Origin of the sequence: Haloarcula sp. 1CSR25-25 (genome assembly GCF_032027985.1) — an archaeon.
GTDB lineage: Archaea > Halobacteriota > Halobacteria > Halobacteriales > Haloarculaceae > Haloarcula.
On sequence record NZ_JAHYBW010000013.1, the window covers coordinates 79493 to 96912 of the forward strand.

The 17420-nt window shown below is 52.1% G+C and carries 8 protein-coding genes; all 8 read left to right on the top strand.

The genetic code is table 11. The annotated features are described in order from the left end of the window. Positions 1–9: 9 nt before the first annotated feature. The 8 genes from KZ498_RS23625 to KZ498_RS23660 all read left to right on the top strand — a co-directional run bounded on the left by KZ498_RS23625 (position 10) and on the right by KZ498_RS23660 (position 16771). Entirely contained in the window at positions 10–1938 is a 1929-nt protein-coding gene (locus tag KZ498_RS23625; RefSeq protein WP_312622079.1) for a hypothetical protein, read from the top strand. A gap of 94 nt (positions 1939–2032) precedes the next feature. Further along, positions 2033–2854 carry a hypothetical protein gene (locus tag KZ498_RS23630; protein ID WP_312622080.1) on the top strand — a complete coding sequence of 274 codons (822 nt, stop codon included), beginning with the start codon at positions 2033–2035 and terminating at the stop codon, positions 2852–2854. Positions 2855–2860: 6 nt separating this feature from the next. Beyond that, a complete protein-coding gene (locus KZ498_RS23635) occupies positions 2861–4711 on the top strand; it encodes a hypothetical protein (protein WP_312622081.1) in 1851 nt (616 codons plus the stop codon). Positions 4712–4816: 105 nt separating this feature from the next. After that, entirely contained in the window at positions 4817–6142 is a 1326-nt protein-coding gene (locus KZ498_RS23640) for a hypothetical protein (protein WP_312622083.1), read from the top strand. Next, the gene (locus KZ498_RS23645) at positions 6139–8781 is read left to right on the top strand and encodes a hypothetical protein (RefSeq protein ID WP_312622085.1); all 2643 of its coding nucleotides are present in this window, start codon (positions 6139–6141) and stop codon (positions 8779–8781) included. The genes KZ498_RS23640 and KZ498_RS23645 overlap by 4 nt, the downstream gene beginning before the upstream one ends. Before the next feature lie 107 nt (positions 8782–8888). Beyond that, positions 8889–14285 carry a hypothetical protein gene (locus KZ498_RS23650; protein WP_312622086.1) on the top strand — a complete coding sequence of 1799 codons (5397 nt, stop codon included), beginning with the start codon at positions 8889–8891 and terminating at the stop codon, positions 14283–14285. Position 14286: 1 nt separating this feature from the next. Continuing rightward, positions 14287–15195, top strand: a complete 909-nt coding sequence (locus KZ498_RS23655) for a hypothetical protein (protein ID WP_312622087.1) — start codon at positions 14287–14289, stop codon at positions 15193–15195. A 10-nt stretch (positions 15196–15205) separates the two neighbouring features. Further along, positions 15206–16771, top strand: a complete 1566-nt coding sequence (locus KZ498_RS23660; RefSeq protein WP_312622088.1) for a primase-associated protein — start codon at positions 15206–15208, stop codon at positions 16769–16771. The last annotated feature ends 649 nt before the right edge of the window (positions 16772–17420 follow it).

Genomic DNA, 17420 nt, shown 5'->3' on the forward strand with positions numbered 1-17420 from the left:
ACTCTGTAAATGGATATCCGAACCGTGACGGTACTTCTCGTTGTCGTGCTGGCTGCTGGCTCACTCATACCGGTAGCGCATGCAGACTCCTTTGACGGTCTGCAAAACTCCACAGAACACGGCTACGAGAATGGCACGATAGGAGTTGCTTTCTCCCTTGATGAGGACGTGCCCGCTAATCACAGTGGCAGTCGCCAGTACGACGGCGGTACCGGAGTGAACTTCGTGGACTATGATGGGTCCGATAGCTCCGAGTCTGGGACAGCCTCAGTGCCGTTCAATAGCATCGGGAATCATACTGATGTGACCTACAACACTCCGCCAGATACCTATCACAACTGGAATCGCTACGAAGTTAGCAACTTCAGCGTAGGGGACTCAGATACGTCCAGGTATCCGAGTTCGGCCGAGACAGTTGACGACGAGTGGGTGCAAGACGCCCACTCAACAAAGTTCTGGCACGCGCCGTCGACGACGGTTCGGCTAAGTAACGAACGGACAGTCCAGTACATCCCAGAAAGCGGCACTGTTTACGGTGTCGTGGATTACCGGCTCAAAAGTCCTGTTGATGATAGGGACGGTGGTGACGGTGTGAAGGTGTATAGGACGATTGACAGCCATGAAATCGAATCCGTCTGCCTCATAGAAGGCCGTACTGAAGTTCAAATAAAATCCGATTCCGACCCCTGCCAGAGAGACCAGTACATCCTCGGAAAAGAGACTAACAATATGTCTCACCCCTCGATTGAATATACCTCCCGGGGGGCAAGCAACGAGGAGCGCACTTACTACCTCGTTGCTGATATCCATACCGAGATAGAGGTCGTGAAATGGGTTGAAGTAGAATACGAGGTTTGCGATAGGAAACTCAAACCAGACGGATCAATCGTTACCATTTGTACGACGAAGACGAAATTCGAGAAAGACGATACCAGTATCGTTGAGAAGGACACAATCACCACGGACAGCTGGGATGTCCGAATCTACGATACAAGCAATTTCCAAGTGAGTCAGTCTGAGGAAGAAAATCGAACGTCGATTTGGGCCGAGTCGAAGGGCCAGCCGTGGGCCGGTCTGAACGTTTCCGGCACGCAGTTCTCTACAGGGTGGCGCTTCTACACCCGGCGTTCAAAAGGCTGGGATACAGTCACTGTTGCCAGCACTGACAACGGAACGTCGTCAACCCAATTCGAAACCATCCCAGTCAAGACCTATGCATACCCGAGCGCACGGGGTTCAACTCGGGTCTCTCAGACAACCACACAGAAAGTATTCCTCGAAGAGACGTTGGAAGGTGATAGCCGATCTTCACCGACGTCAACGGTTAACGAGAAGGTGAACGTCGCTATCGCAAAGAACGATTCTACTGCCGCTCAGCCACATTACAACCAAACCAGAGGGTTACAGGTCAAAGCATACGGGGCAGACACCAGCGATGTTGAAATGACGGGCATCGTCTACGGGGAGCGGAAACTGGTAAGCGAAACTGCCCTCACGAGGACTGTAGATCAGAAAGAGACCGAGATATCCGCTTCAGTGGTAGAATCGAATAATACGCATGTAGCACTCAATATTTCGTTGCAGACGGTTGATGGAGAGCCTATCAACCTTGTTAGTCGAAATAGTCGAGGTCGTGACGGAGGAGCGATTCGCCTCCCGAATGGAGACTCGATTCTGACAGATGAAGACGGTACATTAACAGCAGTCTTCAAAGGACCAGCATCAGGCACTGTCCGGTTTGAACCAGCAAGTTGGCGTGGACAAAGCGTTGCATACGAGCGTTCAACAGCCAGATACAGCGAAGCACCCTTCACCTCAATTCAAGGCGTGATTACGCTGTTCCTCAGCCTGTTTGCTGTGACTGGTCCTGTGCTAACCACAATGTATCTCCTAGACGGCGTCGCCGGGGTCGACACCTGGCCGCCTCACAAACGATGACCATGCCCGGAGCTACCCAATTGAAGATAGCCAGCAAAACTGAAACCCGCGTCGAAGGTATTCAGAAAACTACGCGTACACAGGAGAAGAAATAATGACAGACTACAATCGGAGAGCAATACTTGGAAGCCTCGCATCGCTCAGCACAGTCGCAGTCGCTGGGTGTAGTTCAGAGACAGCTGCGTCAACCGAAGACGGGTCTTCGGAAGGGGATAACGGCTCAGTCCTCCAAAACATCCACTTCGACGGAATGGACCTCGTCGTTGACCTGCAGTCGACTGAAGGGTTCGACACGGTGACTGTGTTTGACCCCGAGGGCGAAGAAGAAACATCAACCGACGTCGCGACCGGAGCCGAGAGGGTGTCGCTTGGACTACGAGGCTACTCACCAGGGAAACACCGGATAGTCGCAGTGGATAGTGAAGCAGAAGAAGTCGTTGATGAAACGACCAAAGAAATCCGTCCAGACCTCTCGATCAACATAGAAATACCGCCAAAGGAAGAGGTAGATAGCCAGCACCCACTGACTGCGCCCACAGTCGAAATCACAAACAACGGTTCAGGCCCCACCTCAGTTAATTGGGTTGCTTATGAAGATAGTGAGGGCATTATCTCGATTGCATACTCATCCGACGAGCTCCAAGCTAGGAACCCCAGTACCGACCTCAGAGACCAGGAGTTTCCGATAGATGTCTTTGCAGGAGACGCTATCTCAGTTGAGTACGGCGCTGGGGGCGACGTTTTCGGTGACCCCTTGCCCGCTGAGGATGTCACGACTCAACTGACGGTTACGGTGGGGACAATGCATGGTCCTACCAAATTTGAGCGTAGTCTCGAGTACACCATCGCGGAGAGCCGAGATGAGGCCCGACCCGGGGACTCTACAATAACAATCTCAAGAATCGATTCGGAGTAATTACAGATGCAACTTCAAGGTTCAGTTCAGTGGGTCATTGACGGCTTGATGGGGTTCTTAGATGCATTATTCACCCCTCTGGCCAACGCGATGGGGACGATACTGAAAGATATCGCAGACTTCACCGTTCTAGTCCCACACCCAGAGTGGACATCGGCAGAGCAAGTCATGTCAGCACCTGATGGAGGGCTTTGGCTGACCCTCTGGGAGGTCCACTGGAACGTGATGGTCCCGTCCTCCCTCGCAATTCTAATTGCCGCTTGGTTTGCCCGCCAAGCGGGAGTTGCAGCAAATCTGGTTGGTGCAGAAGAGAGTGCACGATCCGGACGTAATTTAGCGAGAGGGTTCGGCATTATCCTGATTAGTTGGTGGATTGTTGGCGCATATCTGAACCTTGCACACGCCCTAACGGCTCTCGTCACACCGGACTCCGCAGCGATGGCCGCCGCTATTCCTGATATTGGTGTAGCAACTGTGGGGATTGCTGCAGCTTTCTATTATTTGGAATTGACTGTCGGCTCAACGCTGTTCATATTACTAATACTAGTGAATGTTGTTAGATTGATCGCAATATACGGATTTGTCATTCTCTTCCCGATATTGGCAGCGGTCTATTACGCGAATATACCTGTTCTGAGTGACATGTTCAAAAGTTTCGGAGATAAACTCGCCACCACAGCAGTATGGACGTTCCCCGTTGCCGCTGGGTGGCGTATCATGGCTACCCTTGCAGCTAGCGATGAGGGCATTCTTGAGAGCATCTTAGCCTCAAGCGGTGTCGGGGTCGGTGTTGTGGATTCCATAATCAATCCGTTCCTTATTATGATACCCGCAATCATCGGCATTGCCGCTCCTCTGCTCATGTCCAACGTTAGCCAGATGTACTATCTCAGTAATATGGCTGACGTGAATATGGGTGCGGACGCTGCCGGTACCGGTGGCGGTGGTGCCGGCGCTAGTGCCGGTGGGGCAACCGCCGCTGGTACTGGTGGGGCGACCGCTGCTGGTACTGGTGGAGCGGTCAGTGGTGGCGGCGCTGGTGGCGGTGCAAGGGTAAGCGGCGATCAAAACACCCTCGGCGACTATGGGCAAGGCGACGGGCGAACCAGTAGCGACATCAAGAAAGGCGGTCCCCCAGGAGAGCGCCAGACAGCAGTTCGAGACGCGTTATCAGGCACGAAGGAAAGCTTTGACGCCCTCGACGAGAACTCCAGTGCTATCGATTGGGAGAATGTCGACAAAACCAAAGACAGGGCTAGAGCCGCCGGAGGAGCGGCCAAACAGGCAGGGAGTGTTCTGCATGACGAACTGCAAGAAGGAGCCAGCGACTGGAAAGACATCTTCACCGAAGATGGACCCGAAGAAATCGATGCAGATGAGGTTGATCCAGATAGAGCAGGCCTCCAATATGGCCACAGGCGAGCTGAAGGCCACGACACTCCCGATTGGATTGATGACCCTGAATCTACCGACGCTGGCGAGAGTCCTGATAGTGCTGACGGGGCCGACGGTGACGCCGAGGCCAGCACTAATAATTTAGACGTCAGTGACAGCCCCTCCGTCTCAACTGACACCTTCGCTGACAACGGAGACAGCATGGACGATGGAGAGGGTCACGCTACTGGCTCACCAGATACCGGAAGCGGGGCTTCTGACCCGTTTCAAGAAATGGCTGAAAACGGCCCGGATGCCACACCCGACGAACAGCAGAGTCTAAACGACGTTTTCGACGACTCCCCGAACACGAGCGAAACCACCGAAGAAACTGAAAGCACCGATGAGTCCCCAGAGAGCCCGGGAAGTTCGGACGATAGACCCGTCCCCGACTGGGTTAGGGAGGAAGAGGAAGGACAATGACGGGCCGAAAGTGTCCGAAACGATGTGGGCTCGACCCTCCGTGAAGCCTCTCACGTAGGCGTTACTCGAATCGTGACTTAACCGACTCTAAACACCAGAAATACAATGAACCTTAGCACAATCGACTCGCTCGACAAGCCCGACAAAATAACCGTCCTCGGTTGGCAGACAGATTTCGAGACCCAAGACATCGCTGTGGGGTTGGGTCTCCCGCTACTGACGTTTATTTTCTTAACCATCAACGACGTCTCAGTGATGTTCACTGCCCCAATCGTGGCCTTCGTGGCGACATGTTCACTGACGCTCATATTTGCCGCTCCTAGCTACATCAATGTAACAGAGTTCCTCTCAACAATCCGCTACTACACCAAACGGAAAGGGGTCGTTGATAATACGGCCAAGGCAGCAGTTCCCGACGACGTTGAAGATGGTCTGCTCAGAGAATTCAAAGCAGACGAGACGACCCGGGAAATGACGGGGATACAGCGATTCTATCCTGAATCTCACATAGTCGAACGGACAGATGGCCACTACCTCGCTGCGCTTCGAATTGAGGCTCCAAACAGAGACTTTGACAGCGCAGAGGATTTCGCCTCACTAGCGATGGACATCGGAGAGCAAACAAACAAGAATACCGACTTTGACTTCCAGTTCTATGTGACGACCCGCCCGTTCCCCATAGAGGACTACATTAGCGAGTTAGAAGCGAGGTTAGATGATGAGGACATCCAGAAAAAGCCCATCATGGAGGCGATTCTGAAAGAGAAGATCAAGCGCCGACCGGAAGACCTCCGCGAACGTGGGACAGAAATACCGCACTACTACCTGATTACGACAGTCTCTCCAAGAGACATTGATATCGAGAAATCAGGAACCAAGTCACCCATGGAGAGAATGGTTGACCTCCCGTTCATCGGGCTGTTTTTCGAGATGGTAACGAACATTCGGTCTGACGTTGCGGATCATCAACGTGAAGTGCGGATGATTCAGCGAGTGCGGCAAAAGATATCGCAGCTGGATAGCGCTTGTATTCAGTCTCACGGGGAATTCGATTCTCGCCCAGTCTCTACGGCTGAGTATTCCGAACTAATGCATTCCTTCTGGACCGGAGAGAACCGCGTTAGTCCCGAAATCCGACAGCAGGGTGCAGTGTCAGGCGTTACAGACATCCCAGAAGTGAAAGACCGGCTACAGTCCGGCTCAACAGACGCTGAAACGAGTACCCCAGAGGCTGAAGAAACCGATTCTGTAGTTCAAACCGTAGAGGAGCGAAGTGTGTCAGACCCGGATGGACCGATAGCTGGCGATAATCACGCGACCAATGGTGGCGACAGTAGCCAATCTACCGAGGAAGAAATGAAAACCAGAGCCCCAGAACAGTCGTTTGAATTCGACCACCAGGACGGCGACATCGGAGGTGGTAACGAATGAATCTACTCACTATCCTCCAGAGTAGCGGTCTCCCGTCAATACCTGCAAAATGGTGGAACATCCTCTTCGAGCCACTCCCGGTGGTGTCAGAAACGTGTACCAGCGCGGCCTGTTCAATCCCCGAAACCGGCGCAGCCATCTACTTCATCGGAGTTATCGGTATATTTGGGCTCTCGTCGAAAGTTGTCTCCCGCACCAGCATCGGTGCTACTACTGACGGAGATCCTGTTCCGGATGACGCCTTCGATACTGAGGAAGAGGACGACACAGTTTCAGCAGTTCAGGAAGCGAAAGAAGCCGCTATCGAAGACGCACAGCCTCAGGACGCCGATGGGAATGTCCCCGCCGACTCTGAGAACGAGGCAAACGGCGATACTGACGAGATACCGTCCGGCGATGGATTAGACGACATCTCGGAATTGCATCAACGGACCCTTGCTCCGGGCGGCATTGACAGAGGATTCTACGACGCGCGCGTGGGGCATCAATACAGACGGGTCCTCTTTGCTGAAGGGTGGCCCGATATGCTGAGTACGCGACCACTGGAGCACATCTTCTCGGACCCGACGCTCCAGTTCGACATGAGCATCCACTTCAGCCCAAAAAATCGGAGGACCGCAATCCGAGATGCTGAACGTCGAGCAGACGACCTACGCGCAGCAGCCTCAATCCAGAGTGAAAGCGCTGGCTCTGGATCTACGTACGCTGCAAGCGACAAGGAAGCCGAAGCGCAGAACATGGAGCAGATTCGCGAGTCGCTGAAAGAAGGCTCTCGACCGTTCGAGACCTCGATGTATGTCTCCATCCGGGGCGAGGACGAGGAGAGCCTCAAGCAACAAGAAGAGCAACTCGTCACGAAGATGCGAGACAGTCCCGGTGAAATTAGCCTGACCACCATACGCGGACGGCAGATGCAGGCGCTTCAATCAGTGTCCCCGATTGGGAAAGACGTACTGCGGAAGGAGGGGGACTTGGATGTCTCGCAAGTTCTCCTTGGAGGCGGTGTCGGGTCACTACTTGGCTCGATGAACGTCTCAAGCGAGCTGAACCCGGATGGGATAGAAATCGGAGAACACGTTGCGAATGGAATGCCGCTCATCCGAGATCCGTTCGACTCTGAAACGAACTACAATCAGGTCATTATCGGAGACAGCGGTGGAGGGAAATCATACGACGTGAAGTTACAGGCGCTCCGTGAAGCATCGCGAACAGACGACAAGATGATCGTGATGCTGGACCCGCTCGGAGGGTTCCACGGCGTCTCTGCTGCTCTCGATGCCCAACACGTCGTCGTCGGAGGTGACCGGGGACTCAATCCGCTTGAAATCCAGAAACCTCCTCAAAGTGCTATTGACCGAATTGGCGAGTCCTTCGACCCCCTCAGCAACAAATACACCAGTGCCCTGAGTTTCTTTGACAATTACTTCAGGGCCCAAGGATTCCAAGATGGACTTGGGGAGAAACGGGTCATACTCAATGAAGCACTCGTAGAGGTCTATCGCCGGAAAGGCATCACCCACGACGTCGACACTCACTCGAAAGAGAGTCCGACAATCCGGGACCTACGAGAAGTGCTGGGTTACATGGCCAATAACCCCCACGAGTTTGACCCTGCCAACGAACAACAGGAAGAAGTCATCGCAGAGCAGGCAGGGAAACTGCACACGTATCTGAAACCATTCGTCTCTGGTCAGTACCAGAACCTTGGGAAGCAGTCAGAGATGAATATCAAAGGCGAGGACTTCATCTACGTCGACCTCGAGCAACAGGAGTCCTCAAAAGGAGGCGGGTCCGGCCTGATGATGCAGCTACTCTTCCAAATCATCTACGAGCGGGCCAAAGCATCCGAAAAAGAAGTCATATTCATCATCGACGAGGCCCAGTATATGCTGAAAGACGGTGCATCTCTCGAATTCCTCTCGCAGCGGGTGCGCCACGCTCGCCACTTCGATATGTCGATCAGGTTTGCGACGCAAAACGTGAAAGACTTCATGCGAACTGATGAGGCGACCGACATCATCAACAACTCCTATCTGACTATCTTCCACAGAACCCGCGAAATCCACGAGTTCAAAGACGAACTCAATCTAACCGACACCCACGCAAACTTCATTCAAGACCTCCGAACCGGTGAGAACTACGACCACAGCCACGCTCTATTCCAGATCAACCAAAACGAGTATCCGGTCAAAATCCAAGCGTTGCCAGCCGAAGACGACGTGGTGAGCTTCGACCCCGACACCCAAGACCGCAGTGACCTGCCCGGTCTTCGTGAACTCTCTCAGGAATCAGACCTTGTCCACAACATCCGCGCATATCTGAACGAGTGGAGCGAAGAAGCATTCGAGCACTCGACACCGACCAATCCTGCCGTTCCAGGAGAAGAATTCAAGGCTGCCGCTCGAACACTTGATGAGGACCAACAAAAGGCGCTTGAACTCATTGGCTGGAGGCACCTTGCCGACGCTATCCCCCGTATCAACAACGGGGAAGATCCAGAAGAACTACTCGGAGAGTATCTAGACGAACAAATCAAATTAGTCCTCCAGTTGTCGGACTGGGAAACGGTAAAACGTGTTCATCAACAGGAGAGTCAAAAGAGCGTCGCTACTGACGGTGGAGGCGCTGCCGACTCATAGCCAATCTCCCTCCCTCAGAAAGTATCAGCACAATACTGACTGCTGGACAACCGACACCACATTTCGACATACCAGACACAACGCGAAACTAGTACACAACTCAAATCATGTCTTACGACGTCAAGCCATCGAAAGGAGCCGGAATACGAGCCTTCTACAAGGTAACTCCATCCACAGCATCAGAAGGGACCTCAGATATTGACAAACACCTCACCTCCCTTGCCGACCTTGAGAAAACCGTCGAGAAATCCGGTCTGGGGCGAGTTATCACCGATGCAGTTCCAGGGCTTCAGACTCCCACAAAAAAAGAGTCTGTCAAATTCGAATTCATCTCTCTGTCTAAAGGCGAAAATGAGCCAGTGGAACTGTACTATTCTGCCGACGGAAAGCAAGACACGCTCAGAAGGCGTCTCAAATCGGTCTACCCATCGTCATTCGATATCGAGAAAGTGCATCTCGATCTCGGCCACAATCTCATTGAGCCAATCCCACTCAGTATCGACGAATTCAAAGATAGACTCAAAGCAGATCAACTGTACCGAAATAAAGAAGAATACTTCGACTTCATACAGCGGCACGGAGAAATCGAAAGCGGCGAAACCCCTCCAACTGTCACAGCCCTCGATGCGGCCACTGCAATCAATCTAGACGAGGCCCTCGGTCACAATGGCGATGAAACGGAGAGTGGAGACGACGCTGAGGGAGACACTAACAACGAGGGTGTGTACGAAAAACAAAAGAAAGGGCTGCCGTGGTTTGACCGGAAAAACACAAACGACCTCGAGGAACATTTCGACATAGACGACGAAGACTCTACCAAAGAACCGACCAGCTTTGTACACTCTGTCGATACCATTGAAGCCTCCCCCAGCTCTGCTGAATCCGACTCTGAAGCAAATAGAGAGTCTAGAGATCCATTCAGCGCAATGGAGACTGACTCCAGTGAACCCGACACAAAACCGGACGATGAACAGCAAACGACGGATAGTGGCGGGGGACTCAGTGGAGAAGCGGAAGGTGAAGGCCCTAGCGGAGATATCTCTCCCGATGGGGGAGCCACGAGTTCAGTAAACAGCACGGATACCAGTCCAAAGACCTCTTCAGACTCTCCAGAAGACTCCGAAAGTGGCACAGAGGCTGACGGTAACACAGACGAAGTTGAGGAAGCCGTATCTGCATCTTCCGAAGAACGGGAGCCCAATGAGGGGTTCTCGTTCGGCGAATCCGACGAGGAGCAGTCCCACGACGAAGACGAGGACGAGCGGGTGGTGTACGAAGACGGTGACACCACCTATCCGCTGCGGATCGTCATTGAGGATGAATACCTCACCGGGGTCGTCAAACTGAATCACCCCGATACGATTCCAGAAAACGAGCCCCTGGTCACACTGGACGGGCCGACGATGAACAAAAACGGGGAGATACTCGTCCGGCCCAGTGTGGAATATACCGAGCCTAACGCCACTCGCTGGTATGGGCAAGAAGAAACGACGAAAGACTGGATGACGACTCTCGATACAGCGACCGAGTCAAATCCAGAATATGATTCAGAAAATCACGATGAAGAAATTGACTCCCCAGAGGCTCTCCAAACCCTGTTTACCCACCTCGAAGAAGCCGCCGACCCTACAGCATATCAAGTTGTCTTCGAAGCAAAACCCGACTGGGATAAACAAGCACAGAGGAGAAAAAAGAATATCCGTTCGGGGGAGTTCGACGAGCCCTGGTTGGAAAAATACGTCCTTGGAGGCACATCGACAGATGAAGACCGTGATCTGAAAGCCTACGAATACCGGCGCATCAAACTCATTGAAAATAAACGACCCCGAGAGACGTTCGATATCAACATTCGGGCCATATCCCTCGCCCCAAAAGAGGACTTCTCAAACGACGCAAGCGACCCCACGGAGCCGCCCGGAGAAAAACAAGACCGCATCCGTGAAACTATGCAGTCCCTCACGCCGCTGCTCGACCCCCTCGACGGAGTCTACTACGGTATCAAAGGGGAAGTAGCTGCCAAAGGCGACAACGGAATGAGCATCAATCCGACTGCCGATGAAGTCGTGACAAACTTCTTTGAGCGCAATATTGTCAGGACCGAAGATCGGCGTGGAGCATTCACCTCACTGAATCTCTGGAATGACCCGAAACAGCACCCAGAAATAGTCGTCAACGGTCGGGAACTAGGCGAGTTGATTATCATCCCGAGCGGGGAAGACATGGACAGCGACGTGTTCCGCTCAACTGGAACACGCGACAAAGATATTGAACCACTCCGTCGGCCCCGCCCAGAAATCCACAAAGGGTTCTCTGACGGAATGGCACTCGGCTACGCCTACGATGAAAATGGTATCCCCGAAGACGACCCAACCTGCCTTCCAGAAGAGAAACTAACGAACCACTGGGCACTATTTGGAGCATCCGGGTCAGGCAAAACCGTCAACACGATATCCATGCTGCTATCGGCTCACGCAAACACCAGTGGGCCGACGATACTCGTGGACCCCAAGCAGGGGAACATGGTCGAAAACTACTGTAAATCCCACCTAGCCCGCTTTGGGAACATCCGAGACGTGAAAGTGTTCAACGTCCCGGAAACGCTCCCGGCAATCCCCTTCTTCGACATCCGTCCGCACCTCCACGAGGGGATGAATCGCGACGACGCAATCCAGCAAAAGGTGGACGAGTTCCATATGGTCATGGAAATGATTGACAGTAATTACTCCACTGCGTACGTCGCTAAAACCGTTCTGGGGGCACTCATCAAAGCACGATTCGACGCGAAATACGGTGACAGCCACTACACGCTGGATGACCTGTACTCGCTTGCTGTCGACCTCTACGCCAACCAGAACCTCCCTCGGGTCTCTCATCAACCTCAGGTCGAGCACATCCTGAGTAATCAGCTGCATAACAGTGAGCAGGACTTCAAAAACACCATGCAGGCGGTCATCAATCGCCTGGACGACCTACAGGAAGATATCAACCTCTACCGTCTATTCAATCAAAATCCAGAATGGGACGACGAAAACGGTACCTACAAATTCAACAGAATGACACCAGAGAAGTACGAAAGGGCGGAAGAAAGCGACAACGTCGACATCGAAGACGTTGACCTGCCAAAGAGCGCTCTTGACTTCCGTGAATTCCTTGATACAGACACTGTATTCCTCTTCGACACCGGAAACTTCGTCAGAGATGAATCCCAGCAGGCGTTCAGTATGTATATTCTGTCTGCGCTCTGGGGGGCAGTCAGAGCCCGATACAACGATCGGGACTCGCACGAAACCATCGACCACACTGTCAAAGTAGTCATCGACGAATCGGCACCCATCGTTTCGACGGAACTCGTCACGAACACATTGATTCCAGAAGGCCGCGAATTCGGTCTCTCCCTGGGGATGATAATGCAGTTCCCCGGCCAGGTAGCCAACCAAGGTGTCGAAGGGAGCTTCGACGAACTGAAAAACAACGTCCAGTCCAAAATATACGGCCATATCGACCCGAACAGGTCAATCGCTGACTCCCTTATTCACGGTAAGAAAGACGCCAGCGCCATCAAAAACAAAATACGGCGACTGCGTGGCGGTGAGTGGATCGTAGACCTTCCAGAACCAGAGTTCGGGGTCGACGTCCCACCGCCATTCTCGCTCAAGTCACTGGAGATTCCAGAGGGCCACCCCGAAGGAGATAGTCCATTCAACGACTCTGAACGTGAGCTATTCTATGAGAGGTATAGCACTCGAAAATCAGGCACCCAGAACCGGTACGGCTTCACCCGCCCCGACCCAGAAGACCTCGACGACGACGGAGAGGTTACAGAGTTAAATACCGGTTCAGACATCGATTCCGATGATTCCGAACCTGAGGAACCCGAAGAATCCGAAGCATCCACCCCTGACGCGGGAACCGAAGATGCTGACTCCAAGTCAGGGTTCACTGATGGAATATTCGGTGAAACGTCCACAAATGGCGATGCAATTGCGTCTACTGAATCGGGTCCAGTTTCGCAATCAGATACGGCACCGACTGATGCCTCCGCCCAATCTGAAAGAGTAGCAGACAGCTCCTCAAACACAGGTGCTGAGGCGAGTGAAACATCATCGAACACCAACGGAAGTGAGGATTCAGACCCGCTATTCGAAGATATAGCTCCCTTCCCAGCGACCGAAATAAATGATATCCTTAGCAGCAACGATATGACGAGTCCAGATGGCGTCCAGACCGCGGCATTCGACGTTGAGTCAAAGTACGGCGCTGATACTGAAGAATTCCACCGGGCTCTAGTAACACTCTCCAACCAAGCAGAGGCCTACGGAACCCATGTCACACCTGCTGAACTGTGGGAAGCATTCAAGCACAGCGGAGGCCGCAACACGGACAGCGGCACCCAGCCAACGGACGTTAGCGACGTCGACGACCCACAGGAAGAAAGCAGTGTTAATGCAAACGACTTCACCGACCACAGTAAGTTAGCGTCGTCTAAAAGCGATAGTGACAACGAAGAGAGCACGTCCGAACCCGAGACTGAAGATGAAACTACGATGAATCAAGAATCAGCAGAAGCCGATAGTACTGTTGAACAGCCTGTTTCTGAATCCGGCGAAGATGATACCAGTAGCAAGGATGCCGACAGTTCAGAAGGGCTTGATACCGATCTCAATATATCGGACGAAGTGGCGAAGAAAGCAAACGAAGCAGTCGAAGAAATCGAGCCCGAGCCTGATTCTCAGGATCACAAACAATCTCCGGCAGACGTTTCACTCGAAACCCCAGTCCGAAAGAATGGGTCCCTTCTTAGCCGGGAAGAGCGCGAAGATCTAGGGCTGAGCAGGGACGACGTCGAATTTATGGCACTCGTTGCTGACGCATTCAGAGACGAACTGGAAGGGTACGAACTTACTGAAACGATGAAAAATTTCGACGATCGGGCTGGTGAGCCAGACTTAGAAAAACTCCAAGATGAGGGGTATATCGACCCAGCAACTGTGCTGCGTCAAAAGTACTACTCGCTTACCCGGGACGGGTGGCGGCTAATCAACAATGGCGTCCCCGGCAACAAGTTCGGTGACCACATGGAGAAGATCGGTCACAGAGTGGGTGTTTTCCTACTCTCAAGAGCGCTCTCAGAACTTCCTGGAGTCACTATTTCCGAGTATGAGGAGCACGACGGCGAAACGTATGATGTGATTGGATACAATAAAGACGGTAGTATTCATCTTGTAGGCGAAGTAGAGACCCAAAGTAATAACAAAACCGCAGTCGTTGACGATTATCAGAAGTTAGCGGCTGCCCCTGGAGAAGCAGTCTGGGCGTTCCCAAGTCACTCTACACTCGAAGAAGTTTGGAACACTCTCGTGGATCAGGAGATGGTTGACCCAGCTTCGGGGAGAGTAGACAGGGCTCAGTTCCTGCAAGACTGGTTAGACGAGAATCCCGAAGATGGAATCCACAAAGTCAGAAGCTACTCTCAGCTTAAAGACTCAGTGACCGGAGGAAACTAAAATGACTTGGAAGACTACTACCGCCTCACAACTAAAACAATATTACCAAAACGAGTTTCCTGAGTACATTCCGGAAATTCCAGCGTTTATTCGAGAGTCTAAATCAAAACAAATAGGAATCGCATTTCCCGAAGCCCACCCCGTCGAGGGGGAGCGTATCCCGGCGAAAGATTTTGTTCGGCGTCCACTCTTCGATAGCGACGAGCCGTACCGGAACAACTCCATAGACCAGTGGCGGGGAGAGAATAGCATCGTCGAATTTGTGCAATCGCCTGGGAGCAACGATCCGATAGAGGGCAAACACGCCCTTGCATCACCAGAACTCATTGATCAGCCCTCTATTCCCGAAGCTGTATATTATGCCGTTGATTTCTACGACCGCAATTGGGCGCTAGTAGTAGATATTGACGCGAAAGACGTTGCTCTTGAGTGGGCGAAACAACAGCTGAGCACGGCACAGAATAAGACTAATGAGGAAATCAAACGGAAAGCTGGTGTTTTTGAGGCGGCCCCAGAAGGCTATCCATACAGATTTGACGACATTGACAGAGCCGTTGAATACGGCTTTGAGGTGAAAGAGTTCTTCCGCGATAACCTCGCCAGCACAGCTACTCAGGCTGTGTATTCTGGCCAGGGTTGTCACGTATATCTCCATGACGAGGACCCGATGTACCGATACGGAGAGCAAAATCGCGAGCTGATTACCCACCACCTGATTCACGAATTGGGTATTCCTATCGACAAGCCAGTTACTACTGACCCATCCAGAGTTATGCGACTCCCCTACTCCCTCCACGCAGACGTCTCTCGGGTTGTTACACCAATCTCCAGCCCAGACTTCGACTACCGAGAGGAAGCCAAGCCACAGTTCCTGACTGACGCTGACGCGCCGCTGAGCGACTCACAGTAGCCCCAGACCAATGCAAGTTGACTCATACAAGAAGGCGTGGGAAGTACTCGCCTTCGCCGACGAGCACTCGAACAGCGAACTCAAACAGGTCCTTGATCGAGGCTTCAAGGAGTACGCCGAAGGGGGCGGCGAAGAAGACCTCATCGAAGACGTCGACACAATTTGCGAGTGGGCATTCGACCCCACAATTCGAACCAAACGATTCGATGAACCCAAGCTCAAAGTCCCAGGTGTCCTTGCAGTCTTGAGTACACTAGCCAGTTGCGCCATCCGCAAACACGAATATCTCGAAAACGCTCCCCCTGAAAAAATCCAGCTGATTCAGCATGTGCAGTACATGCATACGAATTTATTAATGACGATGATGGGGCAATTTGATCCAGACTGGTTCCTTCATATTGGCGATAGACTATACGAAAAAGAGTTGGACCAGGCGCGGCCTCATCCCGCCTGTGGAGCCACTGCAATCGTCTTGCACGAAGATGCCGACCTGGAGTTCGACAAGTTCTTCGAGATTCCAATGGTCGCCGCAACCGAGCGCTGCAAGGCCCGCTTCCACGGGGGCAGTTGGGGCGGTCGATATGGGCCCGAAGACAACGAAGCCGTCGGTGAAACCCATTATCATATTCGTGATAATAACATCTACGTCCCCATCGAACACGCCGAAGCGCTTCTCTGGGAACGACAAAGTAAGGCGTTTGAAGCACTCATCGAGTTCGGGTGGGAAGCCATCGACGACGACGAAATTCAGACCATCTTCAACGAGAGCAAGACCATCCAAGCGGAGATTGAAGATTTGTTAAAACACGGAGACAAAGACCAACTCTGGACCGACTGGGACCCCCAAGAAAATCTGCTTCGACTCGTCCGAAATGCGGCCAAACAGGTCGACGATCTGGACCCAACCGAGTACAACAAAGCCCGAGTCTACTACGATGCGATAGAAGATTACGGGGCTAATGGCTTTGGAGAAAACAGCGCAAAAGAGAGGATCAAAAGTGTCCGTTCCCTCGCTAATAGCCTAGCCACCATCGCTGATTCTGCCGACTACAAACAGGTAGATGTGCAGCGGTATGACGACCGCCGGAACTCGGAATATGCGGTTGGGTCGAACGGTAGTGGGAAACAAATCACCCTCGAATCGCTGGATGATATCTTCGAATTACCGTGTTTCAAAAACATGGTAGAAGCGTTAAAATTAGAGAACAGTGGGCCGGTGAGAAAGGACTTGTATAACTTTGTTCGAATGGTGTACTGGCTGGAAGGATATCACGACTTACCCGAGCAAAAACGAGAAGATGCGGTGGTTGATGACATCCACGACCTCTTTGAAAGTAAGTGGGACTGGTACGACCGCGAGACCACCGATTATCAGGCTCGTTATGAATTGCGGAACGGCGATATCAATGGGAACACCCCGTTGCCGATGCACTGCGACAACCCCGATATGCAATCTCACTGCATCGGGAAGCATGCCTGTCCGTACTCGATCTACGGGAGTCTTCCCTTCCCCCAGGAGATGTACGACCAGCTCGAGGACAATGAACGGGACGGGCAGCAGCGATTGTTTGACTGACGACAAGGTAGTGAATTTTACCGCCTCTATACTGATTGTATCTCACCAGATTTTGACTCGCTTCACTCCATGCGAGTTGTGTACACTGACTCAATAACCAGTATCTATATTGAATATTACACAATTGCCTCAAGAGTAGAGTGAATCTAAGAATTGGTAGCAGAACCACTGAACATCCACTTGAGTGTACTTTTGGCTATCACCCCATCTCTTTACTTGATTATCTGAATCCTATTACAGCAGTTCTGTGCCCGATTAGACTCTAAGTAGTCAATTTCCATCATTCATCGTACCCAAATTTACTAGAACACGGCTAAAGAGCTAAATTCTGACGGTAACACTCTTCTACGTCGCTAACACTCTTTTTGAGTCGTTACCCAACTGAGAGAGTAATAATAGTTGCACCGTGAATTCTGTTACAGCAGATTTCGGGCGATAACACTCTTCTACGGCGCTAACACTCTTTTTTGACACTAGATTTTAGCCGCTAAAACCGCTCTACACAGGAATTATCCAGTACAGTGGCCTTCTACGCCGGTATTTCCTTCATAGGAAAACCGGCAAAACGGCTAACACACTTTTTCATAGGGTTAGAGGGAATTATAGATGATTTAGAAGCCTATCAATAGATAACACTCTATGTCTACCT